The following is a 22404-nucleotide window of genomic DNA, read 5'->3' as shown; positions in this document are numbered from 1 at the left end:
CGCACCAGGACGGGGCCGGGCGGGGCGACCGGGGACAGTGGGGTCATCCCGTGGTGTGCGACCGAAACCGGCTCCGTGCGACGATGGCTCGACGTGAAGACGTTCGACGAGCTCTTCGACGAGCTGACCGTCAAAGCCCGGGACCGACCCGAGGGGTCGGGGACCGTGGCAGCTCTGGATGCCGGGGTCCACGCCCAGGGCAAGAAGGTGCTCGAGGAGGCCGGCGAGGTGTGGATCGCGGCCGAGTACGAGACCGACGACAAGCTGGCCGAAGAGATCTCCCAGCTGCTCTACCGCGTCCAGGTCATCATGCTCGGTCGCGGGCTCACCCTCACCGAGGTCTACAAGCACCTGTAGTCGACACCCGCGCGTGTCGGGAGGAGAAGGACCCATGCTCCGCGTCGCCGTTCCCAACAAGGGATCCCTGGCCGAGGAGGCGTCGCAGATGCTGCGCGACGCCGGCTACCGGCAACGGGCGGACAGCCGCGACCTGAGCCTCAACGACGAGGCCAACGCGGTCACGTTCTTCTACCTGCGCCCGAAGGACATCGCGACCTACGTCTCCGAGGGCCAGCTGCACCTCGGGATCACCGGGCACGACCTCACCGAGGAGTCCAGCGCCTCGGTGAACCAGCTGCTCCAGCTCGGCTTCGGGCAGTCGAAGTTCCGCTACGCCGCGCCCCTGCGCAACGAGTGGAGCGTCCAGGACCTGGCGGGCAAGCGGATCGCGACGTCGTACCCCCGGCTCGTGCGGGCTAACCTCGCGCAGCAGCGGATCGCGGCGAAGGACGTCATCCGCCTCGACGGCGCCGTCGAGATCTCGATCGAGCTCGGCGTGGCCGACGCGATCGCGGACGTCGTGAGCTCCGGGCGGACCCTGGCCCAGCACGGGCTGGTGACCATAGGGGATCCGATCACCGAGTCGCAGGCCGTCATCATCGACCGCAACGCCAAGTTCGACCAAGCGCCGGACAGCGCGGACACCCAGCGCGAGAAGTCCCGCTTCGTCGAGCGCCTGCGCGGCGTCGTCTACGCCCGCCGCTACGTGATGCTCGACTACGACTGCCCGGTCGGGCTGCTCGAGCGCGCCGTCGAGCTGACGCCGGGCATCGAGTCCCCGACGGTGGCGCCGCTGTCGAACGAGAAGTTCGTCGCGGTCCGCTCGATGGTCGAGCGCAAGCGGGTCAACGACATCATGGACGAGCTCGCCGAGCTGGGCGCCACGGGCATCGTCACCTCGTCGCTGCAGTCCTGCCGGGCGATCGGGTCGCCGAACGGGCACTGAGGTCCGGTCGGCACTCGTCTCAGCGGGGCCGCACGGTCAGGGCCTGGGCGGCCCGGCCCACCGGGCCGTGCTCGTCGTGCAGCACTGCGAACGCCGTGCCCAGCCCGTCGGGCCCGATGACGCTGTCGGCGTCGAGCCCGACCCACGGTCCGCGCGGGGCGCGGTGCAGGTGCAGGGTCAGGTCGGTGTTGACGAAGAGCCAGTCGTTGAGGTCGAGGCGGGCCGCGGCGCCGTTGGTGGAGTCGGCGACCGCCGCGAGGCACTGCCACGGCGTCGGCTCCTCGCCCTCGACGACCGGCACGCGCAGGCGTCCCCACGCCCGCCCGGGCCCGGACTCGCCGAGGTGCCCGACGAGCCACCGCCAGTCGACCGCGTCGAGGTAGCCCGGCAGCCAACCACCCGGGGTCGGGATGACGCGGCCCTCCTCGGGACCCGGCATCGCCGGTCCGGGATCGGTGGCCGCGGCGGACGTGTCGGTGACGGCGAGGCGCCAGCCCGTCGCCCGCGCCACCGCCCGGCCCGCCGCGGCGAGCTCCGCGACCACCAGCTCGATCGTGCGCCCGGCCCGCTCGACCCACGCGCGGACGGTGAGCTCACCCATCGGCACCCGGCCCAGCACCTCGACCGTGACCCGCGAGAGCAGCATCTCCTCGCGCGGCGCGCACCGCTCGAGCGCGCGCACCAGCAGCGCGCTCGGCGGGCCCATGTGCTGGGCGTCGGGGAACCAGGGGCCGGCGGTCGAGCCGGTCGCGAAGACCCGCTCGACGTCGGCGCCGTCCTCCGCCGCCGGGAGGAGACGGAAGAACGGCTCGGTGACGGTCGTGGTCATGCCTCTCCTGTGGCGCAGCGGGGTAGGCCGAGCGGTCGAGGTGGTGACGGCTAGGGTCGGTGCCGATGACGGGGGGATCGAGACTGCGGGTCCTGCTGGCGGTCCTGATCGCGGCGGTCGCCGTCGCGGGCGTGGTGGTCGCGACGCGGGCCCCGATCGCCACGGGGCCGGAACCCTATCGAGGGCCGACACGCGACCTGCGCGCTCTCCCCTTCGCCTGGGACTCCATCTGGAACCTGCCGCTGGCGGGCTCGGCGGAGTACTCGCCGTTCAACACGCGCGCGCAGGACGTCTATCTCGACATCGAGAACATCACCGTCGACCCCGCCACCCCGGTCCGCGACCTCGAGTCGGACAACGGCACCCGGCGCGTGCACGTCGACCCCCGCCTGTCCGCGGACGGGTCGTACAACAACTGCTCGACGTTCCTCGCCGAGACCCCGGACGACGAGACGGTCCTCGCCGGCCAGCCCCTCAAGCTCGACCCCGGGGGCACGCCGAGGTGGAACTACACCTACCCCTCGGTCTCGCTGCGCGGCGACGGCAGGCTCGGGTGCCACGGTGGGTCGAACCTCTCGGGGATCGGCGGCACCATCCGCGTCGGCGAGATGACCGGGCCCGAGCCGCTCCGCCACGCCCTGAAGATCAATCTCAACTGCCAGCAGAGCTGCAGCACGGCCCGCGACGGCTTCCGGTGGCCCGCCTTCAAGGCCGACGCGGCCTGGCGCGACCAGTACCGGGGCTCGGACCCGAACGTCAACATGGGCACGCTGCTCGCCATCGCGCCGGACACGGACCTCAGCTGGATCACCGAGAAGGACACCCGCAAGATCGCCGAGGCGCTGCGCGACTACGGCGCCTACGTCGTCGACGAGACCGGCGGCGAGGGCACCAACGCCATCAACGCCCAGGCGGGCGCCGAGGCGGAGCTGCCGAACATCGACTCGCCGCAGATGCTGCGCCTGGTCACGTCGCTGGCCGTGGTGACCAACAACGGCCCCGACACCCCCGGCGGCGGACCGCTCGGCTCGCCGCGCCGCGTGGCCTGCGCGCTGCCGTTCGCCGACGGCACGGGCGGCGCGCCGGAGGGCTGCTGAGGCGGGCGGGAGGACACCGGCCGCTCGTCGCTCTCCCGATCGATCTCCCGGGAGAGCCGTGAGGGCAGTGCCCTGAGCGCACTCTCGAGAGATCGTTGTGGCGAGCACCCTCACCCGGTATCGCCGGCCCGCGGGCGGGGGAGTGGTGGCGCCACGGCGTCGCCCGGCCAGCCGGGGTACGGCGGCGGCGTCCCGTCCCACGCCGGGCACAGCGGCTTGAACGCGCAGAAGGCGCAGCCGGGGCCGGGGTTCGGGCGGAAGTCGCCGGTCGGGGCCGCGCGGCGGATCGCCGCCCACACCGCCCGCAGGACGCCGGCGAAGCGCTCGAGCTCGTCGGCGCGGGGGCGCAGCGTCAGCGTGGTGGTGTCGGCGAGGTGCAGCAGGCGCAGCGTCGGGACCACCCCGCGGCTGCGGGCGAGCAGCAGCGCGTAGAAGCGGACGCCGAACATCATCGGCCCCTCGGCGCGCAGCGAGGGGGAGCGCCCGCTCTTGTAGTCGACGACGGTCAGCCCGGCCGGATCCGTGTCGAGGCGGTCGAGGTAGCCGCGCAGGGGCGTGCCGTCGTCGTCGCCCGGGCCCTCCAGCACCGCCTCGACGCGCAGCTCGCGGGCCTCGGACACCACGGTGCGCGGGTCCTCGAGCGCGAAGTAGCGGGCGAGCAGCTCGTCTACCCCCGGCTCCCCGCCGAGGACGGCACGTTCGTCGGGGCCCAGCTCGTCGAGGACGTCCTGCGCGAGCGCCCGCGCCGCGTCGGGGCGCCGGGCCGCGGGCTCGAGGGCGTGCAGGCGCTCGAGCACCGCGTGCACCACCGTGCCCCGCAGTGCACCGGGCGACGGCGTCTCGGGCAGGCGGTCGACCGCGCGGAAGCGGTAGAGCAGCGCGCAGCGCCGGAAGTCGCTCGCCCGCGACGGCGAGAGCGCCGGCGGGCGCGGGGCCTCGTCCGGCGTGGTGACCTCGGTGGTCACCGACCCCTCGCTGCTCATGACGCCGAGGCTAGGGCAGCGCCCCGACAGCACCTGTCCTCCACACCGGTCCCTAGGGTGGCCCGTCGTGCAGAGCGAGCAACTCGACGAGGAGCGCGGGCCCGTCCGCAGCGGTCCGTTCCGCCCCGGCGACCGGGTGCAGCTCACCGACCCCAAGGGACGGCACTTCAGCCTGGTGCTCGAGCGCGGGCAGAGCTACCACACGCACCGCGGGGCGATCGACCACGACAAGCTCATCGGCGCCCCCGAGGGCAGCGTCGTGCTCTCCGCGGCCAACACCCCGTACCTCGCGCTGCGGCCGCTGCTGCCCGACTACGTGCTGGCGATGCCGCGCGGCGCGCAGGTGATCTACCCGAAGGACGCCGCGCAGATCGTCATGTGGGGCGACGTGTTCCCGGGCGCGCGGGTGCTGGAGGCCGGCGCCGGGTCGGGCGCGCTGACGTGCAGCCTGCTGCGCGCGGTCGGCCCCACGGGCCACGTGCGCTCCTACGAGATCCGCGCCGACCACGCCGAGCACGCCGTCACGAACGTCGAGCGCTTCTACGGTGAGCGTCCGGAGAACTGGGACCTGCGCGTCGGCGACCTGGCGGACCACGACACCGGGGAGACCGCGGACCGGATCGTGCTCGACATGCTCGCGCCGTGGGAGGTGCTGCCCGTCGTGCGCGACACGCTGGTCCCGGGCGGCGTGCTCGTCGGCTACGTGGCGACGACGACGCAGCTCTCGACGCTCACCGAGGCGCTGCGCGAGCAGGCGTGCTGGACCGAGCCGCAGGTCTGGGAGTCGATGGTGCGGCCGTGGCACGCGGTGGGTCTCGCGGTCCGTCCGGAGCACCGCATGATCGCCCACACCGCGTTCCTGCTGACCGCCCGGCGCCTCGCCGACGGCGTCACGCCGCCCCGCGTCCAGCGCCGACCGAGCCGGGGCTGACCGAGCGTGAGCACCGAGGCTTTCCGGTGCTGGCGGAATCACCCTCGGTGACCCCGCGCAAGGGGTCTGCGTGAGAAGTCCGTCACCGGGACGCTACTCCACGGACACCTCGATTCGCGGGTACGGTTTGCGCTACGGAGTAGCGGAGGAGGGCGCCGTGACGAATGACGACGACCCCAGGGGCCGATCCGACCAGGGCCGGGACCGCGGCGAACGACATGATCGTGGCTCGGCGGACATGGCAGCACAGGTGCGCTTCCTCGAGGACGAGGTCGCGCTGTTGCGTCGCAAGTTGACCGAATCCCCTCGGCACGCACGCATCCTCGAACAGCGTCTCGGCGAGGCACAGCAGCGCGTCTCGCAGCTCAGCGAGCGGAACGACAAGCTCACGGAGACCCTCAAGGAGGCGCGGGCGCAGCTCGTCGCGCTCCGCGAAGAGGTCGACCGGCTCGCGCAGCCGCCGTCGAGCTACGGCGTGTTCCTCGAGGCGTTCGAGGACTCCACGGTCGACGTGTTCACCTCCGGACGCCGGATGCGGGTCGCCGTGTCGCCGGCGGTCGAGGTCGCCGAGCTGACCCGCGGCCAGACCCTGCGGCTCAACGAGGCGCTCACGGTCGTCGAGGCCGGGACCTACGAGCGGATCGGCGAGGTGGTCGCCCTCCGCGAGGTCCTCACCGACGAGGACGGCACGCGCAACCGCGCGCTCATCATCGGCAACGCCGACGAGGAGCGGGTGATCCACCTGGCCGACTCGCTGCTGCTCGGCGACGCCCCGGAGCTCAAGCCGGGCGACTCGCTGATGGTCGACACCCGCGTCGGCTACGCCTACGAGAAGGTGCCGAAGGCCGAGGTCGAGGAGCTCGTCCTCGAGGAGGTCCCCGACGTCGCGTACACCGACATCGGCGGGCTCACCCGGCAGATCGACTCCATCCGCGACGCGGTGGAGCTGCCGTTCCTGCACGCGGACCTGTTCCGGACCTACCAGCTGCGCCCGCCCAAGGGCGTGCTGCTCTACGGCCCGCCCGGCTGCGGCAAGACGCTCATCGCGAAGGCCGTCGCCAACTCCCTGGCGAAGAAGGTCGCCGAGACCCGCGGCGAGGACAGCCGCGACGTCAAGGCGCACTTCCTCAACATCAAGGGCCCGGAGCTGCTCAACAAGTTCGTCGGCGAGACCGAGCGGCACATCCGGATGATCTTCCAGCGGGCGCGCGAGAAGGCGTCCGAGGGCACGCCGGTGATCGTGTTCTTCGACGAGATGGACTCGATCTTCAGGACGCGCGGGTCCGGTGTCTCGAGCGACGTCGAGACGACGATCGTCCCCCAGCTCCTCAGCGAGATCGACGGTGTCGAGGGCCTGGAGAACGTCATCGTCATCGGCGCCTCCAACCGCGAGGACATGATCGACCCCGCGATCCTGCGGCCGGGCCGGCTCGACGTGAAGATCAAGATCGAGCGTCCGGACGCCGAGGCGGCGCAGGACATCTTCTCGAAGTACCTGATCGACGGGCTGCCGCTGCACGAGGAGGACATCTCCGAGTTCGGCGGCAACCGCGCGGCGTGCCTCGACGGCATGATCGAGCGGGTCGTCGAGCGGATGTACGCCGAGACCGACGACAACCGGTTCCTCGAGGTCACGTACGCGAACGGGGACAAGGAGGTCCTGTACTTCAAGGACTTCAACTCCGGCGCGGTCATCGAGAATATCGTCGGGCGGGCGAAGAAGTCGGCCATCAAGTCCCAGCTGGAGAGCTCGCAGCCGGGCCTGCGGGTCCAGCACCTGCTGGACGCGGTGGTCGACGAGTTCGCCGAGTCCGAGGACCTGCCGAACACGACCAACCCGGACGACTGGGCCCGGATCTCCGGCAAGAAGGGCGAGCGGATCGTCTACATCCGCACGCTCGTCACCGGCAAGGGCACGACGCAGGGCAAGGAGATCGACACCGCGTCGAACACCGGCCAGTACCTGTGACCGGTCGGTACCTGTGACGCCAGGTACCGTGTAAGGCATGAACGACCAGCCACACCGGCCGTCCCGCCAGGACCGCAACGAGGTCCGCGGGGCGGCCGGTGTCGCGTCGGAGGCCGTCGACATCGTCTCCCGCCCGGTCCAGGGCACCCACGAGGCGATCGCCGGCACCGTGTTCGGCGCCCTGCGCAGGGTCGGGCTCGGCCCCGCGTCGAAGCCGGTGCAGGTGGTGCACGACGGCATCACCACCGGTGTCTACGCGGCCGTGCGCGGCATCTCGCAGCTCGCCGGGCGGGGGGTCGGGGCGGCGGCCGCGTTCGCCCGCCCCGGCGACTGGCGGCCGATCACGGGCACGCCGGCCGGCGCCGTGCTCACCGGCGCGGTCAACGGGCTCGTCGGCGACCACATGGTCGCCCTCGACAACGACCTCGCCGTCCCGATGACGCTCTACACGTCGACGATCGGCCCCGACGGCGACGAGCAGCACGACGAGCTGCCCGGCGACCCGGCGGCCCTGCGCGCCGTCGTCGCCGACCACCCCGAGCGCGACCTGGGCCGCCTCGTGCTGTTCGTCCACGGTCTGGGCGAGACCGAGCACGCCTGGCGCCTCTACGGCGAGGCCAGCGCGGGGGAGGGCTACGCGGAGCGCGTGGCGTCGGCGACCGGCGCGACCCCGCTGCTCCTGCGCTACAACAGCGGCCAGCGCGTCGCGGACAACGGCACCGCGCTCTCGCTGCTGCTCACCGACCTGTTCGCCCGCTGGCCCGAGCAGGTGCGCCGCCTGGACCTCGTGGGGCACTCCATGGGCGGGCTGGTGCTGCGCCACGCGTGCCACCACGCGGTGCAGACCGGGCAGCCCTGGGTCGGCGCGGTGCGGCGGATGGTCTACCTCGGCTCGCCGCACCGCGGGGCGCCGCTGGCGCACCGGGTCGACCAGCTGGCCTCGCAGCTCTCGCGGTGGTCGAACGCCCGGACGTGGGGCGAGTTCCTCGACCGCCGCTCGGCCGGCATCCGCGACCTGGTGGCCGGGGTGTCCGACACCGAGGTCCCGCTGCTCGCCCACGCCTCGCACCACGCGGTCGCGGCGTGCGTCACGAGCTCGCCGGACCACCCGCTGGCCAACGCCCTGGGCGACCTCCTGGTCCCCGTCGACTCGGCGGGCGGCGCCGTCGCCGACGTCGAACCGTTGACGTCGTCACACCACTTCCACCTGCTGAACGACCCGGACGTGCACGACCATCTGTTGCGATGGCTGACGACGGAGGACGAGCCGACCCCGTAACGGGGCACCGCGCACGGCTGGTGGTGCTGGGCGCGCTGACCGCCGCCGCCCCGCTCTCGCTCGACACCTACCTGCCCGCGCTGCCGACGCTCACCGCGGACCTCGCCACCACGCCGTCGGTCGCCCAGCTCTCGCTGACGTCGTGCCTCGTCGGCCTCGCGCTCGGCCAGCTCGTCGCCGGGCCGCTGTCGGACGTCCTGGGCCGGCGGCGCCCGATGCTGATCGGCGCGGCGGGGTTCGCGGTCGCGTCGGTGCTCTGCGCGGTGGCGCCGAGCGTCGAGGTGCTCATCGCCCTGCGCCTGGCCCAGGGGCTGCTCGGCGCGGTCGGGATCGTCGTCGCGCGGGCCGTCGTCCGCGACACGAGCGACGCGACGACGTCCGCGCGGGCCTTCGCGACGCTCATGCTGGTCTCGGGCGTCGCCCCGATCGTCGCGCCGGTGCTCGGCGGGCAGCTGCTGCGGGTCACGAGCTGGCGCGGGGTGTTCGTCGTGCTCGCGGTGTACGGGGCGCTCACCGGGCTCGCCGTGCTCGGGCTGGTGCGCGAGTCGCTGCCCCGGTCCCGCCGGCGGGCGGGCAGTGCGGCGGCGACGCTCGCGTCGTTCCGGGTGCTGCTCGGCGACCGGCGGGTCGTCGCGTGCGTGCTCGCCGCCGGGCTCGTGTTCTCGGCGATGTTCGCCTACATCTCCGGATCGACGTTCGTGCTGCAGGACCTCTACGGCCTCTCGCCGCAGGCGTTCTCCGGGGTGTTCGCGGCGAACTCGGTGGCGATCGTGACGTCGGTGCAGGTCGCGGGGCGTCTCGCGGGCTCGGGGCGGGTGCGCCCGGAGCGCCTGCTGGTGACCGGGCTCGGCGTCGCGCTGGTCGGCACCGGCGGGCTGCTGGTCTCGACCCTGCTCGACGCGGGGCTCGCCGGCCTGCTGGCCGGGCTGGTGCTGACGGTCATCGGCGTCGGCTTCGTGCTGCCCTGCGCGACGACGCTGGCCCTCGCCGACCACCCCGAGCACGCCGGGAGCGCGTCGGCGCTGCTCGGGACCTCGCAGTTCCTCGTCGGCGCGGGCACGGCCCCGCTGGTGGGGCTCGCCGGGAGCCGCTCGGCGGTGCCGATGGCCGCCACCATGGCCGGCGCGGTTCTCCTGGGGGCCGTGGTGTTCGGCATTCTCTGGCGAGGCGCCCTCCCGGAGAGGGCCGAGGGCGCCCAGCACAATTAGGGTCGGGGCATGACCGCGAGCCGCATCATGGGCACCGAGATCGAGTACGGCATCTCCGTCCCCGGCGACCCGGCCGCGAACCCGGTGATCACGTCGACGCAGATCGTGCTGGCCTACGCGGCGGCCGCCGACGTCCCGCGGGCCCGTCGCGCCCGCTGGGACTACGAGGTCGAGTCGCCGCTGCGCGACGCCCGGGGCTTCGACCTGGGGCCGAGCGCGGGTCCGCCGCCGGACGCGGGCGACCTCGACGACCTGGGCGCCGCCAACGTCATCCTCACCAACGGGGCGCGGCTCTACGTCGACCACGCCCACCCGGAGTTCTCCGCGCCCGAGGTGACCACCCCGCGCGACGCGGTGGTCTGGGACAAGGCGGGGGAGCGGGTCATGGAGGACGCCGCCGAGCGCGCCGCGACCGTCCCCGGCACCCCGCGCATCCAGCTCTACAAGAACAACATCGACAACAAGGGCGCGAGCTACGGCTCTCACGAGAACTACCTCTGCGCCCGCCAGACCCCGTTCCCGACGATCATCACCGGGCTGACGCCGTTCTTCGCGTCGCGGCAGGTCGTGTGCGGCGCCGGCCGGGTGGGTCTCGGGCCGTCGGGCGACGAGCCGGGGTTCCAGCTCTCGCAGCGCGCGGACTACATCGAGGTCGAGGTCGGCCTGGAGACCACGCTCAAGCGCGGCATCATCAACACCCGCGACGAGCCCCACGCCGACGCCGACAAGTACCGGCGCCTGCACGTCATCATCGGCGACGCGACGCTGGCCGAGTACTCGACGTTCCTCAAGGTCGGCACCACCGCGCTCGTGCTCTCGATGATCGAGGCCGGGGTCCGCTTCGACGACCTACGCCTGCTCGAGCCGGTGCGCTCGGTGCACCGCATCAGCCACGACCCGACGCTCAAGACCGTCGTGGACCTCTCCGACGGCCGCAAGATGACCGCGCTCGACCTGCAGCGCGCCTACCTCGAGCGGGCCTGGAAGCACGAGGAGACCACGGGCGGCGGCGAGATCGACCCGATGACCCGCGAGGTGCTCGACGTCTGGCAGCAGGTGCTGGACGACCTCGGCTCCGACCCGCTGAAGTGCGCCGACCGGCTCGACTGGGTCGCCAAGCTCAACCTGCTGCAGAACTACCAGCAGCGCGACAACCTGCCCTGGGACTCGCCGAAGCTGCACCTCATCGACCTGCAGTACGCCGACGTGCGGCAGGCCAAGGGCCTCTACAACCGGCTCGTGACCCGCGGCTCGATCAAGCGGATGGTCACCGAGGAGGAGGTCCGCGCGGCGGTCACCCACCCGCCGGAGGACACCCGCGCCTACTTCCGCGGCCGCTGCCTCGAGCGCTACCCCGGCGAGGTCGCGGCGGCGTCGTGGGACTCGGTCATCTTCGACCTGGGCCGCGAGTCCCTGGTGCGCATCCCGACCCTCGAGCCGCTGCGGGGCACCCGCAAGCACGTCGGCGAGCTCATCGACAACTCGGCGGACGCGACGGCCCTGGTGGAAGCGCTCACGCGGGGCTAGTTCCCGGGCAGATGTCGGCCGCGATCTGTAGGGTTCGAAGGCGCAGTACCCCGATGTGAGGAAAGACCCCGGGAGGCAGCCATGGCGCAGGAACAGACCCAGCGGCAGGGCGGGGGCGACGACGGCGAGGGCAGCGAGGACACCACCGCTGCCGGCCAGGAGCGCCGCGAGAAGCTCGGTGAGGACGTCGACACGATCCTCGACGAGATCGACGACGTCCTCGAGGAGAACGCGGAGGACTTCGTCCGCGCGTACGTCCAGAAGGGCGGCCAGTAACCTCCCGGCGGAGTCAGGTACTCCGTCCGGCCTAGAGCACCACGCCGCCCCCGTAGCCCGGGTCCCCTCCAGCGACCCGGGCCGCGGGGGCGGTGGTCCATCCCCGACAGCCCGACCCCTTCCCCGACGCACAGACTCAGGAGCGCCCCACCGATGGAGCCCTCGTCGGCCCTGCCCCCGGCCTACTTCTCCGCCGGGACGGCCTCGTTCGTCGACTTCCTGCGCGAGGTCCGGCCCGACCTGCTCCCCGGGGCGGGGGCCCGGACGCTGACCGCCGAACAGACGGTGTCCGCCGCGCACGGCACGACGATCGTGGCGGCGACCTTCGCTGGCGGCGTCGCGATCGCGGGCGACCGGCGGGCGACGATGGGCAACCTCATCTCCTCGCGCGACATGCAGAAGGTCTACGTCACCGACGACTGGTCGGCGGCCGGGATCGCGGGCACCGCGGGGATGGCCGTCGAGGCGGTCCGGCTGTTCACCGTCGAGCTGCAGCACTACGAGAAGATCGAGGGCGTCCCGCTCACCTTCGACGGCAAGGCCAACAAGCTGGCCGGGATGGTGCGCGGCAACCTCGGCGCCGCCATGCAGGGGCTGTCGTTCGTGCCGCTGTTCGTCGGCTACGACGTCGACGCGGTCGACCCGGCGCGCGCCGGGCGGATCGTGTCCTACGACGTGGTCGGCAGCCGCAACGAGGAGACCCACTACGCGGGCGTCGGCTCCGGCTCGCTGTTCGCCAAGTCGTCGCTGAAGAAGCGCCACGACCCGGAGGGCTCGCGCGACGACGTCGTCCGCACCCTCGTCGAGGCGCTCTACGACGCCGCCGACGACGACACCGCCACCGGCGGCCCGGACACGATCCGCGGCATCAACCCGATCGTCGTGACGATCGACGCCGAGGGCGCGACGATGCTGGGCGACGACGAGGTCGGCGCCGTCGCCGACGCCGTGATCGCCGGGCGCCGCGAGCGTCCCGGCGGCTGACGGCCCGCCCCACCTGACCCACACCCAGCCCAGACCCAGGAGCGCTCCCCGCCATGACGATGCCGTTCTACGCGTCGGTCGACCAGCTGATGCGCGACCGCTCGGACCTCGCGCGCAAGGGCATCGCGCGGGGCCGCAGCGTCGTCGTGCTGACCTTCGCCGGCGGCGTCCTGTTCGTGGCGGAGAACCGCTCGAACTCCCTGCGCAAGGTCTCGGAGATCTACGACTCGCTCGGGTTCGCCGCGGTCGGGCGCTACAACGAGTTCGAGAACCTGCGCACCGCCGGCATCCGCTACGCCGACGTCCGCGGCTACTCGTACGACCGCCGCGACGTCTCCGGGCGCTCGCTGGCCAACGCGTACGCCCAGATCCTCGGGGCGAGCTTCATCGAGCAGCAGAAGCCGTTCGAGGTCGAGCTCTGCGTCGCCGAGGTCGGCGAGACCCCGGACCGCGACAAGCTCTTCCGCATCACCTACGACGGCTCGATCTCCGACGAGCCGCGCTTCGTGGTCATGGGCGGCACCACCGAGCCCATCAGCGCGGCGCTGCGGAGCTCCTACGAGGCCGACCTGGAGATGCGCGACGCGCTGCGCATCGCCCTCGAGGCGCTCCAGTCCGCCAACGGGGCCTCGGGGGGCAGCGGGAGCTCGGAGGACCGCACGCTCGGCGTCGACGCCCTCGAGGTGGCCGTGCTGGACCGCTCGCGCCGTCCCCGCCGCGCCTTCCGTCGCGTCACCGGCGACGCCCTGGCCGCCCTGCTGCCCAGCCAGGGCGGCGCGGGCGACGCCGAGCCCGCCGAGGACACCGGCGCCGGCGACGAGGTCTCGGGCGCCGGCGGCGCCGACCCCCAGGCCTAGACCTCCGAGGGGCGGTAGACCGGGATCGCGCCCGGCGCGATCCGGAAGACGAAGCGGTCGGCGTCGGGCTGGACCTCGCCGTCCGTGGCGAGCCCTATCGGCGGGCCGAGCACCCGCACCGACAGGCGCGTCCGCGAGTGGGCGACGTAGACCCGGCTGCGCGAGAGCGTGCCGGCCATCACCGAGACGACGAACCGGGTGCGGGAGAACGGGACGTCGGCGCGCAGGTAGCGGACGTCGAGCTTGCGGGCGTCCAGGCGCGGCCGGAACAGCGGCGCCATGCCCCGCGGCTCGTACCCGCCGTTGCCGACGAAGAGCAGCCAGATCGTGCGGCGCTTGCCGTCGAGCTCGACGGTCAGCGGCGTCGCCTCGGCCAGGACCCGCATCAGCGCGAACGCGGCGGACGGCCACTTCCCCCAGCGGTCCTCCCAGCCCTCGCGCATCCGGACCATGTCGGGGTAGCCGCCGAGGCTCGCGGTGTTGACGAACGCGACGCCGCGCTGGTCGCCGTCCCCGTCGCTGATGTCGACGACGCCGACGTCGACGAGCACCGCCTCCCCGTCGCGGGCGGCGGCGAGCGCGGTGGGGGTGTCGTCGATGCCGACGTCGCGGGCGAAGTGGTTGAGCGTGCCCTCGGGCAGCACGACCAGCGGCACCCGGCGGCGCTGGGCGAGCCCGGCGAGCGCCGCCACCGAGCCGTCGCCGCCGGCCACGCCGATCGCGCGGGGCGCACCGCCGTCGGGGGCGGGGCGGTCGAGGGCCGCGTCGACCTCCTCGACGAAGTCCACACCCGGCTCGGGCACGATCACCTGGGCGCGGGGGAGCACGTCGTGGATCACCGACGGCGGAGCGGGGGCGCGGTCCTCGTCCTCGTCGGGCTCGACGCCGAGCACCGGCGCCACGATCTGCCCGATCGTCTCCAGCGGGCCCGGCGAGCCCGCCGACGTGTTGGCGACGACCACGAGCCCGGAGCCGTCGCCGAGCGCGGGGGCGTCACCGGCCGGGCGGGCGCGGGCCGGGGCGTGGCGCACCACCGGCCACCAGCGCCGCGTCAGCACCGCCACCCCGGTCCCGAGCACGGCGCCGGCGACGACGTCCTCGACGGTGCGCTCGCCGAGGACCACGCGGGCCGCCGACACCCCGACCGCCACCGGGGCGAGCGCCGCCCCGACCAGCGGCGACTCCATCGCGGCGGCGGTGACGAAGGCCGACGAGGACGCGGCGTGCGCCGACGGGAAGCGCCGGCCCCAGGGCCGGGCGCGGGGGAGCAGGGGCTTGGCGAGGGCGTGGGCGATCGCCGACGTCGCGGCGGCGGCCATCACCCCGCGCACCCCGGCGCGGCGCCGCGGCCCGCGCCCGGAGGCGAACAGCCCGCCGGCCACGACGGCCCAGAGGGCCCCGCGGTCGGCGGTGCGGTCCAGGCGCCGCATCCACCGGGACCCGACGGGGGAGCGGTGGGCGGCCCGGACGACGGGCCGGGGCTCGGGGACGGTCACGGTCAGCGCGCCGTCGCGCGGTGCGGCCACAGCGCCTCGTCGCGGCGGTAGATGGGCACGGGGTGGTCGGCGACCCGGTAGCGCAGGCGCCGGCCCTTGCCCACGACCTCCCCGTCGGCGGCGACCTCGACCGGGCCGTCGAGCAGCTCGATGTCCAGCGATCGCATGGCGCTCTCCTGGTAGATCCTGTTGTGCCCGAGCACGCCGGTCGCGAGGGCGACGAACGCCCGCGCGCGGGCCAGCGGGCGGTCGGCGCGCAGGTAGCGGACCTCCAGCACGCCGGTGTCGAGCCGGGGCCGATACGACGGCACCATCCCGGTCGGCACGTAGGGCCCGTTGCCGACGAACAGCATCCACACCGACCGCTCCACCCCGTTGAGGCGGACACGGATGGGCCGGCTGCGCGCGAGGGTCACCAGCAGCGCGGCGATGGCCGAGGGCCATTTGCCCCAGCGCTGCTGCCACTTCTCGCGCAGGCGGACCATCTCGGGGTAGCCGCCGAACGCGGAGGTGTTGACGAAGACGACGCGCTGGGGCTCCTGGCGGCCCTCGACGTCGGCGTGGATCCGCAGCTCGCCGAGGTCGACGGCCACCGCCTCGCCGGCGCCGGTCGCGTCGATGGCCTCCTGGGTGTCGTAGACCCCGACGTCGCGGCCGAAGTGGTTCAGGGTGCCCGCCGGGACGAGGGCGAGCGGCAGGTCGAGGTCCTCGGCGACCCGGGCCGCGGCGGCCACCGACCCGTCGCCGCCGGCGATGCCGACCGCCCGCACGCCGGGCTCGCGGGCCGCGTCGATGAGGGTCTCGGCGAGGTCGGCACCGTCCTCGAGGCGCAGCACCCGGGCGCGGGGCAGGGCCGTGGTCAGCTCCTCGTAGGGGTCGACGCCGGCGCGCCCGGAGCGGCTGTTCACGAGCATCACCAGGCCCTCGCCCTCGGGCAGGGCGGGGGCGCCGGCGACGGGGCGGGCGGCGGCCTCGTCGATGTCGCGCACCGGCAGCCAGCGCTTGGTGGCCAGCGCGGCGCCGGCCCCGAGGGCGACCCCGGCGGCGACGTCGCTGGTCCAGTGCACGCCGACGTGCACGCGGGAGTAGGCGACGGTCGCGGCGAGGGGCACGACCCAGGTCGCGGCCTTCGGGCTCTCCATCGCGACGGCGGTGGCGAACGCGGCCGCGGACGCGGCGTGCCCCGACGGGAACGACGACGAGGTGGGCGGGTCGTCGAGGGACCGGAAGGTCGGCAGCAGCTCGGCGGCGGGCCGGCGGCGGGGGACCAGGGGCTTGAGCACGCCGTTGGCGAGCAGGCTCGCGCCCGCGATGGCGAGCACGCCGCGCAGGGCCCCGCGGCGCGTGTGGCGGGTCCCGGCGGCGAGCGCCGCGCCGACGGCGAACCAGAGCTTGCTGTGGTTGGCGGAGCGACTCAGCGCGGCCAGGGCAGGATCAGCGGCCGAATAGGGCAGGTGGCCGATCGCCGTGGTGATCCGGCAGTCCTGCTCGTTGACGTCGGCGAGACGTTGCCTGCTGCCCCGGGCGCCCTGGCGCACCCGCCGACCCACGCCGCGTGAGATGTCCGATGCGAGTTCTCGTGCCGGGAGCGCCACGGCACCGACCGTAGTGATCCGGGGTCGCAGCACTCGTCATGCCCCGTGACGGCGGGTGACCCGGCGCGCCACGAGGGCCTCACGGAGGGGGTTGCTGGCTTAGGGTGGAGGGATGCAGCGGAGGATTTACGGGGTCGAGACCGAGTTCGGTGTCACCTGCACCTTCCACGGCCAGCGACGCCTCTCGCCCGACGAGGTGGCCCGCTACCTGTTCCGCCGGGTCGTGTCCTGGGGACGGTCGTCGAACGTCTTCCTCCGCAACGGGTCGCGCCTGTACCTCGACGTTGGCAGCCACCCCGAGTACGCCACCGCGGAGTGCGACTCGCTGACCCAGCTGGTCGCCCACGACAAGGCGGGCGAGCGGATCCTCGAGGACCTCCTCCTCGACGCCGAGCGCCGCCTCGCCGACGAGGGCATCGGCGGCGACATCTTCCTGTTCAAGAACAACACCGACTCGGCGGGCAACTCCTACGGCTGCCACGAGAACTACCTCGTGGGCCGGTCGGGCGAGTTCTCGCGCATCGCCGACGTGCTGCTGCCCTTCCTCGTCACGCGCCAGCTCATCGCGGGCGCGGGCAAGGTGCTGCAGACCCCGCGGGGCGCGGTGTTCTGCCTCTCGCAGCGCGCCGAGCACATCTGGGAGGGCGTCTCCAGCGCCACCACGCGCTCGCGCCCGATCATCAACACCCGCGACGAGCCCCACGCCGACGCCGAGCGCTACCGGCGCCTGCACGTCATCGTCGGCGACTCGAACATGTCCGAGGTCACCACGCTGCTCAAGGTGGGGACGACCCACCTGGTGCTCGAGATGATCGAGCAGGGCGTGCAGTTCCGGGACTTCACGCTCGACAACCCGATCCGCGCCATCCGCGAGATCAGCCACGACCTCTCCGGGCGCCGCCCGGTCCGCCTGGCCGGCGGCCGCGAGGCGAGCGCCCTGGACATCCAGCGCGAGTACCACGCGCGCGCCGTCGAGCACGTGGCGCGCCGCGGATCCGACCCGGTCACCGACCGCGTCATCGAGCTCTGGGGCCGCACGCTCGACGCCGTCGAGCGCCAGGACCTCTCGCTGATCGACCGCGAGATCGACTGGGCGATCAAGCACCGGCTCGTCCAGCGCTACCGCTCGCGCAACGACCTCGGCCTGTCGAGCCCCCGCGTGGCGCAGCTCGACCTCGCCTACCACGACATCCGGCGGGGCCGCGGCGTGTTCGACCTCCTGCAGCGCAAGGACATGGTCGACCGCGTCACCGACGACGGCGAGATCGAGGCGGCCAAGGACACGCCGCCCCAGAGCACCCGGGCGAAGCTGCGCGGCGACTTCATCGCGGCCGCACAAGCCGCCGGGAGGGACTTCACAGTGGATTGGGTCCACCTCAAACTGAACGACCAGGCCCAGCGAACCGTCCTCTGCAAGGACCCCTTCCGCGCCGTCGACGAACGTGTGGACCGGCTGATCGCGACCTTGTAACGGAGGCCACGTCGGCGGCGTGCGTCGGGGGCGCACGAGGTAATCACGAACGCGCACTGACCGACGACGCCGAGGACGGCACGAGAACTCGATGCAGCACCAGCCCCGCACCTCCCGCATGCACGGCCCCGTCGCGGCGCCGAGCACGCTGCACCCCAGCACGATCCAGGGGGCCGCGCCGGCGCCGGTCGACACCTCGGTCGTCGGCACCGTGCTCGGCGGGCGCTACCGGATCGGGGAGTGCATCGGCGCCGGGGCCATGGGTGTGGTCTTCACCGCCTGGGACCGCCGGCTGCGGCGCACGGTGGCGATCAAGCAGCTGGCCGCCCGCGGCTACCGCGACGCCACCGAGGAGCGCGTCGCCCGGGCCCGGGCCATGCGCGAGGGCCGCATCGCCGCGCGCGTCGTGCACCCGCGCGCCATCGCGGTGTTCGACGTGGTCGTCGACACCGCGGGCCCGTGGCTCGTCATGGAGTACCTGCCCTCGCGCTCGCTGTCCGCGGTGCTCGCCGAGCAGGGGCCGCTCGCGCCGTCCGAGGCCGCGTGGATCGGTGCCCAGGTGGCCGAGGCCCTCGGCGCGGTGCACGAGGCGGGCATCGTCCACGGCGACATCAAGCCCGGCAACGTCCTGATCACCGACGAGGGCGTCGCCAAGATCACCGACTTCGGCGTCTCGCGCGCCGTCTGGGACACCACGTCCACCGGCGGCGGCATGGTGGCCGGCACGCCGGGCTACTTCGCCCCCGAGGTGGCCCGGGGCGGCGACCCGTCGCCGGCCTCGGACGTCTTCTCCCTCGGCGCCACGCTCTACGCCGCCGTGGAGAACCAGCTGGTGTGCGGGCACCACGACAACACGCTCGCCGTGCTGCACGCGATGGCCGAGGGCCGGCTGCGTCCCGCCGAGCGTGCCGGGGTGCTCGGGCGCCCGCTCGCCGCGATGCTGCGCCTCGACCCGTCCCACCGCCCGGACACCGCGGCGGTCGAGCGCGCGCTGCGCACGCGGGCCGGGTCCACGCCGTTCATCCCCGCCCCGGTGTCCGAGCCCGCCGCCGTCGACGTGCCCGCGCCGCGCCCCACCGGCACGGCGGACCTGCCCCTCGGACCCCTCGTCGCGGGGGAGGAGCCCGCCCCGGTCGGCGACGGGATCGATCCCGAGGCCGACGTCCCCGCCGCCGACCCGGACCGGATCAGCGGGCCGTCCGCCGCCGTCGCGGCGTCCGCGCTGGCCCGCCCCGGCGCGGCCGCCGCGCCCACCCGGACACCCGGCACCACGTCCGACCGGCGCCGTCCGTCGCGCCGTCCCTCGCCGCGCCGCATCGCCGCGGTGGTCGCGGCCTCGGCGGTCGTGCTGGGCGCCGGCATCGGGGTCGCGCTCGCCGCCACCGCGGGCGGCGGGACGGTCGCGGCGCCGGCCCCGTCGACCACCGTCCCCACGACGGCGGCCCCCGCCTCGGACCCGTTCGACGAGGTCCTCCCGACCCCCAGCGTCGCCGCGCCGGTCTCGCCGGTCGATCCCGCGGGCGACCCGGACCCGGCGACCGTCGTCGTCGACTACTACGCGGCGCTCCCCGGCGACATCGACCGGGCCTGGGGGACGCTGTCCGAGCGTGCCCAGGACGAGTCGGGCGGCTACGAGGGCTACCAGCGGTTCTGGTCGGGGATCCGCGAGGTCCGGACGTCGAACGTGTCGGTGCGCGGCGACACCGTCACCGCCGACATCGAGTTCACCACCGCGAGCGGGCGGACCAGCCGCGAGACCTACCGGTTCGAGGTCGACAAGGACGACGACGGCCAGGTGCGGATCCAGCGCGCAGGACGCGGCAGCGACTCGATGTGACGCGCCGGGCACCACCGTTCGAACACCTGGGCGAGACCTCGGTAGGCTCACGCCCGTGACGACCAGCCCGTCCGCGCGCGCCGAACGCCTGGTCAACCTGGTGCTCTGCCTGCTCTCGACGCGCCAGTACCTCAGCGCCGAGCGCATCCGCGCCACGGTGCCCGGCTACGCGGACGTCGCGTCCGACGAGGCGTTCTTCCGGATGTTCGAGCGCGACAAGGCCGAGCTGCGCGAGCTCGGGGTGCCGCTGGAGACCGGGCGGTCGTCGATGGCCGAGCCCGTCGACGGCTACCGGATCGCGCGGGGCGACTACGAGCTGCCCGACATCGACCTCGCCCCCGACGAGGCCACGGCGGTCGCGCTCGCGGCGCGGCTGTGGGACTCGCCGGCGCTCGCGGGCGCGGCGCGCTCGGCGCTGCAGAAGCTGCGGGCGGCGGGGATCGCGGTCGACCCGGACGCCGCGTCGGCGGTCCAGCCCCGCCTGCAGGCCGCCGAGCCGGCGTTCGCGCCGCTGCTCGCGGCCAGCCGGGCGGGCCGCGTCGTCACCTTCACCCACCGCTCGCACCCCACCGCCGAGGCGCGCACCCGCATCGTCGAGCCGTGGGGCGTCGTGTCGTGGCGGGGGCGCTGGTACCTCGTCGGGCACGACCGCGACCGCGCCGACGTGCGCTGCTTCCGGCTCTCGCGCATCGGCGACGACGTGCGCGCGGTCGGGGCGCGCGGGGCCGTGACGCCGCCCGCCGACGTCGACCTGGTCGCGCTCGTCGCCGCGTCCGCCGGGCCACCGCCGCCCACCGGCACGGCGCGGATCCGGCTCGTGCCGGGGCGGGCGGAGGGCCTGCGGCGCGGATCGCGCCCGGACCCCGACGGCGACCCGGACGTCGTCGAGATCGACCTCTCGCGCGTCGACAGCGCCGCGCGCTGGGTCGCCGCGTACGGCCCCGACGCCGTCGTCATCGACCCGCCGGAGCTGCGCAAGGCCGTGGTGGCGCTGCTGCGGGGGACGGTGGCCGCGGACGCCGGGCAGACCGTGGACGCGGGGAGCGTGCGATGACCGCCGGGGTGTCCGAGCGCCTGCCGCGCCTGCTCACGCTCGTCCCGTACCTGCTGGCGCGCCCCGGCATCGCGGTGGCCGACGCGGCGGCGGACTTTGGCGTGCCCGAGGCCCAGCTGCGCCGCGACCTCGAGCTGCTGTGGATGTGCGGCCTGCCGGGCTACGGGCCGGGTGACCTCGTGGACCTGTCGTTCGAGGGCGACACGGTGACGGTCACGTTCGACGCCGGCATGCGCCGCCCGCTGCGGCTGTCGGGTGCCGAGGCGGCCACGCTCGCCGTCGCCCTGCGTGCCCTGGCCGACGCGCCGGGGATGGTCGACGCCGACGCCGTCCAGCGGGCGCTGGCGAAGATCGAGGACGCCGCCGGGCGGGTCGGCCCCGCGTCCTCGGAGGAGGTCGAGCCCGTCGGCGAGGGCGTCGCGGTCGGGCTGGGGCGGCGGCCCGGGCGCGCCGAGGACGAGGTGCGCCGGGCCGTCGAGACCGGCCGGGCGCTGCGGCTGACCTACTACTCGGCCTCCCGGGACGCGGTCGGGCGGCGCGTCGTCGACCCGATGCGCCTGCTGCTCGTCGACGCCTCGGCCTACCTCGAGGCGTGGTGCCGGCGCGCCGAGGGCGTGCGGCTCTTCCGCCTCGACCGCGTCGACGACGCCGAGGTCCTCGACGAGCCCTCCGCCCCGCCGCCCGGCGCCCGGGGCCGCGAGGGGTCGGGGGAGGACCTGCTGCGCCCCGACGACGGCGCGTTCGTCGCCGCGCTGGTGCTGCACCCGGCGGCGCGCTGGGTCGCCGAGTACTACCCGGTCGAGGACCTGCACGCCGACGACGACGGCTCCGCCCGCGTGACGATGCGCTACGGCGACCGCGACTGGATGGTGCGCCTGCTGCTCGGTCTCGGCGACACCGTCGACGTCCTCGCCCCGCCGGACCTCGTCGAGGCCCGCCGCGCCCGGGCCCGCGAGGCCCTCGCGGCGTACGGCGAGGACGACTGAGTCGCCGCTCCCGGCGAACGGCACGTCCGGCAGGTCGGCGCGCCTGCCGATCATGCGCAGCGTGCCCCTCGCGGCACCGAGCCTCTGGTGGCGCGGGCGTCGGCGTGTCGCGCAGCGAGGATGTGGCGAGCCTGGTGGTAGACGCCAGCGATGCCGCATCGCTCGCACCGGGAGGTGCGCACGGGCGTTCACCGTGTGGTCACCCCGTCCCGTTAGGGTCGGGACCGTGCCGTACCTGTGGAGCGTCGTCGTGGTGCTCGCCGGGCTGGTCGGGCTCGGGCTCGTGGTGGTCGGGCTCCTCGGGCCGGTCAGGCGCTTCGGCGTCGTCGCCGGCGTCGCCCGCGAGCAGCTCGGGCGCGACGTCGGCCTGATCAACGCGCGGGTGGCGGCGCTCAAGGTCCGTCTCGCCGAGCGTCGGGGCGACGGTCACCCGCGTACCATCACCGGCACCGTGGAAGGAGCCACACCGTGAGCGAATGGGTCATCGTCGCGATCGTCGGCGTGGTGCTGCTGTTCAGCGCCAAGAAGCTGCCCGACATGGCACGTGGGCTGGGTCAGTCGATGCGCATCTTCAAGGCCGAGACGCGCGGCCTGCGCGAGGACGAGAAGGCCGAGAAGGGCACCGCCGAACCGCAGGCCCCGGGCCGCGCGCTCGACGAGGCGCCGACCAGCACGAACGGCACCACGCCCGCGAGCCAGGACTCCCCGGCCACGCGCCCGGGCTCCACCTCCTCCTGAGT

Annotated in this window: 21 protein-coding genes; 17 read left to right on the top strand and 4 right to left on the bottom strand. The window is 74.2% G+C overall.

Going from position 1 to position 22404, the window contains the following annotated elements; genetic code table 11:
• The first annotated feature begins 93 nt into the window (after positions 1-93).
• Positions 94-357, top strand: a complete 264-nt coding sequence (locus EV188_RS23305; RefSeq protein WP_133828708.1) for a phosphoribosyl-ATP diphosphatase — start codon at positions 94-96, stop codon at positions 355-357.
• 34 nt (positions 358-391) lie between these two features.
• Entirely contained in the window at positions 392-1285 is an 894-nt protein-coding gene (hisG, locus tag EV188_RS23300; RefSeq protein ID WP_133828707.1) for an ATP phosphoribosyltransferase, read from the top strand.
• 19 nt (positions 1286-1304) lie between these two features.
• On the opposite strand, the gene EV188_RS23295 is transcribed toward hisG, so the two are convergent.
• Complete coding sequence (locus EV188_RS23295; protein ID WP_133828706.1) at positions 1305-2114, bottom strand: thioesterase family protein; 810 nt, start codon at positions 2112-2114, stop codon at positions 1305-1307.
• A gap of 65 nt (positions 2115-2179) precedes the next feature.
• Between EV188_RS23295 and EV188_RS23290 the strand changes: the two genes are divergently transcribed.
• Positions 2180-3211, top strand: a complete 1032-nt coding sequence (locus tag EV188_RS23290) for a hypothetical protein (protein ID WP_133828705.1) — start codon at positions 2180-2182, stop codon at positions 3209-3211.
• A gap of 110 nt (positions 3212-3321) precedes the next feature.
• Here the strand turns inward: EV188_RS23290 and EV188_RS23285 are convergent, their stop codons facing one another.
• Positions 3322-4194: a RecB family exonuclease gene (locus EV188_RS23285; protein WP_133828704.1), complete on the bottom strand. Its 873-nt coding sequence runs from the start codon at positions 4192-4194 to the stop codon at positions 3322-3324.
• Positions 4195-4261: 67 nt separating this feature from the next.
• Here EV188_RS23285 and EV188_RS23280 point away from each other — a divergent pair, with 67 nt between their 5' ends.
• The 8 genes from EV188_RS23280 (at position 4262) to prcA (ending at position 13225) form a co-directional block, all read left to right on the top strand.
• A complete protein-coding gene (locus tag EV188_RS23280) occupies positions 4262-5125 on the top strand; it encodes a tRNA (adenine-N1)-methyltransferase (RefSeq protein WP_243741938.1) in 864 nt (287 codons plus the stop codon).
• Positions 5126-5282: 157 nt separating this feature from the next.
• Positions 5283-7094: a proteasome ATPase gene (gene arc, locus EV188_RS23275; protein WP_208114352.1), complete on the top strand. Its 1812-nt coding sequence runs from the start codon at positions 5283-5285 to the stop codon at positions 7092-7094.
• Between the two features lie 37 nt (positions 7095-7131).
• Complete coding sequence (locus EV188_RS23270) at positions 7132-8373, top strand: esterase/lipase family protein (RefSeq protein ID WP_133828702.1); 1242 nt, start codon at positions 7132-7134, stop codon at positions 8371-8373.
• Positions 8340-9581 carry a multidrug effflux MFS transporter gene (locus tag EV188_RS23265; RefSeq protein ID WP_133828701.1) on the top strand — a complete coding sequence of 414 codons (1242 nt, stop codon included), beginning with the start codon at positions 8340-8342 and terminating at the stop codon, positions 9579-9581. The genes EV188_RS23270 and EV188_RS23265 overlap by 34 nt, the downstream gene beginning before the upstream one ends.
• 9 nt (positions 9582-9590) lie before the next feature.
• Complete coding sequence (gene dop, locus EV188_RS23260; RefSeq protein ID WP_133828700.1) at positions 9591-11108, top strand: depupylase/deamidase Dop; 1518 nt, start codon at positions 9591-9593, stop codon at positions 11106-11108.
• Positions 11109-11189: 81 nt separating this feature from the next.
• Positions 11190-11384 (top strand): ubiquitin-like protein Pup, encoded by a 195-nt coding sequence (locus EV188_RS23255; RefSeq protein WP_133828699.1) that lies wholly within the window; start codon positions 11190-11192, stop codon positions 11382-11384.
• Positions 11385-11537: 153 nt separating this feature from the next.
• A complete protein-coding gene (prcB, locus tag EV188_RS23250; RefSeq protein ID WP_133828698.1) occupies positions 11538-12368 on the top strand; it encodes a proteasome subunit beta in 831 nt (276 codons plus the stop codon).
• Positions 12369-12421: 53 nt separating this feature from the next.
• The gene (prcA, locus tag EV188_RS23245; RefSeq protein WP_133828697.1) at positions 12422-13225 is read left to right on the top strand and encodes a proteasome subunit alpha; all 804 of its coding nucleotides are present in this window, start codon (positions 12422-12424) and stop codon (positions 13223-13225) included.
• Here prcA and EV188_RS23240 read toward each other — a convergent pair.
• Together EV188_RS23240 and EV188_RS23235 are read right to left on the bottom strand one after the other, a co-directional pair.
• The gene (locus tag EV188_RS23240) at positions 13222-14751 is read right to left on the bottom strand and encodes a bifunctional phosphatase PAP2/diacylglycerol kinase family protein (protein WP_243741937.1); all 1530 of its coding nucleotides are present in this window, start codon (positions 14749-14751) and stop codon (positions 13222-13224) included. The two genes, prcA and EV188_RS23240, sit on opposite strands and share 4 nt — an antisense overlap.
• Entirely contained in the window at positions 14724-16271 is a 1548-nt protein-coding gene (locus tag EV188_RS23235) for a bifunctional phosphatase PAP2/diacylglycerol kinase family protein (protein ID WP_243741936.1), read from the bottom strand. The genes EV188_RS23240 and EV188_RS23235 overlap by 28 nt, the downstream gene beginning before the upstream one ends.
• Before the next feature lie 157 nt (positions 16272-16428).
• Here EV188_RS23235 and pafA point away from each other — a divergent pair, with 157 nt between their 5' ends.
• From pafA to tatA, 6 genes are all read left to right on the top strand, one after another.
• On the top strand, positions 16429-17787 hold the full coding sequence (gene pafA, locus EV188_RS23230; protein WP_133828696.1) for a Pup--protein ligase: 1359 nt from the start codon (positions 16429-16431) through the stop codon (positions 17785-17787).
• 91 nt (positions 17788-17878) lie between these two features.
• A complete protein-coding gene (locus EV188_RS23225; protein ID WP_243741935.1) occupies positions 17879-19624 on the top strand; it encodes a serine/threonine-protein kinase in 1746 nt (581 codons plus the stop codon).
• Between the two features lie 55 nt (positions 19625-19679).
• Positions 19680-20678: a helix-turn-helix transcriptional regulator gene (locus EV188_RS23220; RefSeq protein WP_133828695.1), complete on the top strand. Its 999-nt coding sequence runs from the start codon at positions 19680-19682 to the stop codon at positions 20676-20678.
• Positions 20675-21664, top strand: coding sequence for a helix-turn-helix transcriptional regulator (locus EV188_RS23215; RefSeq protein WP_133828694.1), 990 nt, complete (start codon positions 20675-20677; stop codon positions 21662-21664). Before EV188_RS23220 ends, EV188_RS23215 begins: the two co-directional genes overlap by 4 nt.
• A gap of 226 nt (positions 21665-21890) precedes the next feature.
• Entirely contained in the window at positions 21891-22136 is a 246-nt protein-coding gene (locus EV188_RS23210; protein ID WP_133828693.1) for a hypothetical protein, read from the top strand.
• Positions 22133-22402, top strand: coding sequence for a Sec-independent protein translocase subunit TatA (tatA, locus tag EV188_RS23205; RefSeq protein WP_133828692.1), 270 nt, complete (start codon positions 22133-22135; stop codon positions 22400-22402). Before EV188_RS23210 ends, tatA begins: the two co-directional genes overlap by 4 nt.
• The last annotated feature ends 2 nt before the right edge of the window (positions 22403-22404 follow it).

Source organism: Actinomycetospora succinea, from assembly GCF_004363095.1.
GTDB lineage: Bacteria > Actinomycetota > Actinomycetes > Mycobacteriales > Pseudonocardiaceae > Actinomycetospora > Actinomycetospora succinea.
Note: the sequence above shows the minus strand (reverse complement) of the source record. Positions and strands in the feature narration are given on the sequence as shown.

What these genes read in the sequence shown, in the direction of transcription:
- hisG (WP_133828707.1), top strand. Translation starts at nt 392, where the DNA reads ATGCTCCGCGTCGCCGTTCCCAACAAGGGATCCCTGGCCGAGGAGGCG.
- EV188_RS23295 (WP_133828706.1), bottom strand. Translation starts at nt 2,114, where the DNA reads ATGACCACGACCGTCACCGAGCCGTTCTTCCGTCTCCTCCCGGCGGCG.
- EV188_RS23290 (WP_133828705.1), top strand. Translation starts at nt 2,180, where the DNA reads ATGACGGGGGGATCGAGACTGCGGGTCCTGCTGGCGGTCCTGATCGCG.
- EV188_RS23285 (WP_133828704.1), bottom strand. Translation starts at nt 4,194, where the DNA reads ATGAGCAGCGAGGGGTCGGTGACCACCGAGGTCACCACGCCGGACGAG.
- EV188_RS23270 (WP_133828702.1), top strand. Translation starts at nt 7,132, where the DNA reads ATGAACGACCAGCCACACCGGCCGTCCCGCCAGGACCGCAACGAGGTC.
- EV188_RS23265 (WP_133828701.1), top strand. Translation starts at nt 8,340, where the DNA reads ATGGCTGACGACGGAGGACGAGCCGACCCCGTAACGGGGCACCGCGCA.
- dop (WP_133828700.1), top strand. Translation starts at nt 9,591, where the DNA reads ATGACCGCGAGCCGCATCATGGGCACCGAGATCGAGTACGGCATCTCC.
- EV188_RS23255 (WP_133828699.1), top strand. Translation starts at nt 11,190, where the DNA reads ATGGCGCAGGAACAGACCCAGCGGCAGGGCGGGGGCGACGACGGCGAG.
- prcB (WP_133828698.1), top strand. Translation starts at nt 11,538, where the DNA reads ATGGAGCCCTCGTCGGCCCTGCCCCCGGCCTACTTCTCCGCCGGGACG.
- prcA (WP_133828697.1), top strand. Translation starts at nt 12,422, where the DNA reads ATGACGATGCCGTTCTACGCGTCGGTCGACCAGCTGATGCGCGACCGC.
- pafA (WP_133828696.1), top strand. Translation starts at nt 16,429, where the DNA reads ATGCAGCGGAGGATTTACGGGGTCGAGACCGAGTTCGGTGTCACCTGC.
- EV188_RS23225 (WP_243741935.1), top strand. Translation starts at nt 17,879, where the DNA reads ATGCAGCACCAGCCCCGCACCTCCCGCATGCACGGCCCCGTCGCGGCG.
- EV188_RS23215 (WP_133828694.1), top strand. Translation starts at nt 20,675, where the DNA reads ATGACCGCCGGGGTGTCCGAGCGCCTGCCGCGCCTGCTCACGCTCGTC.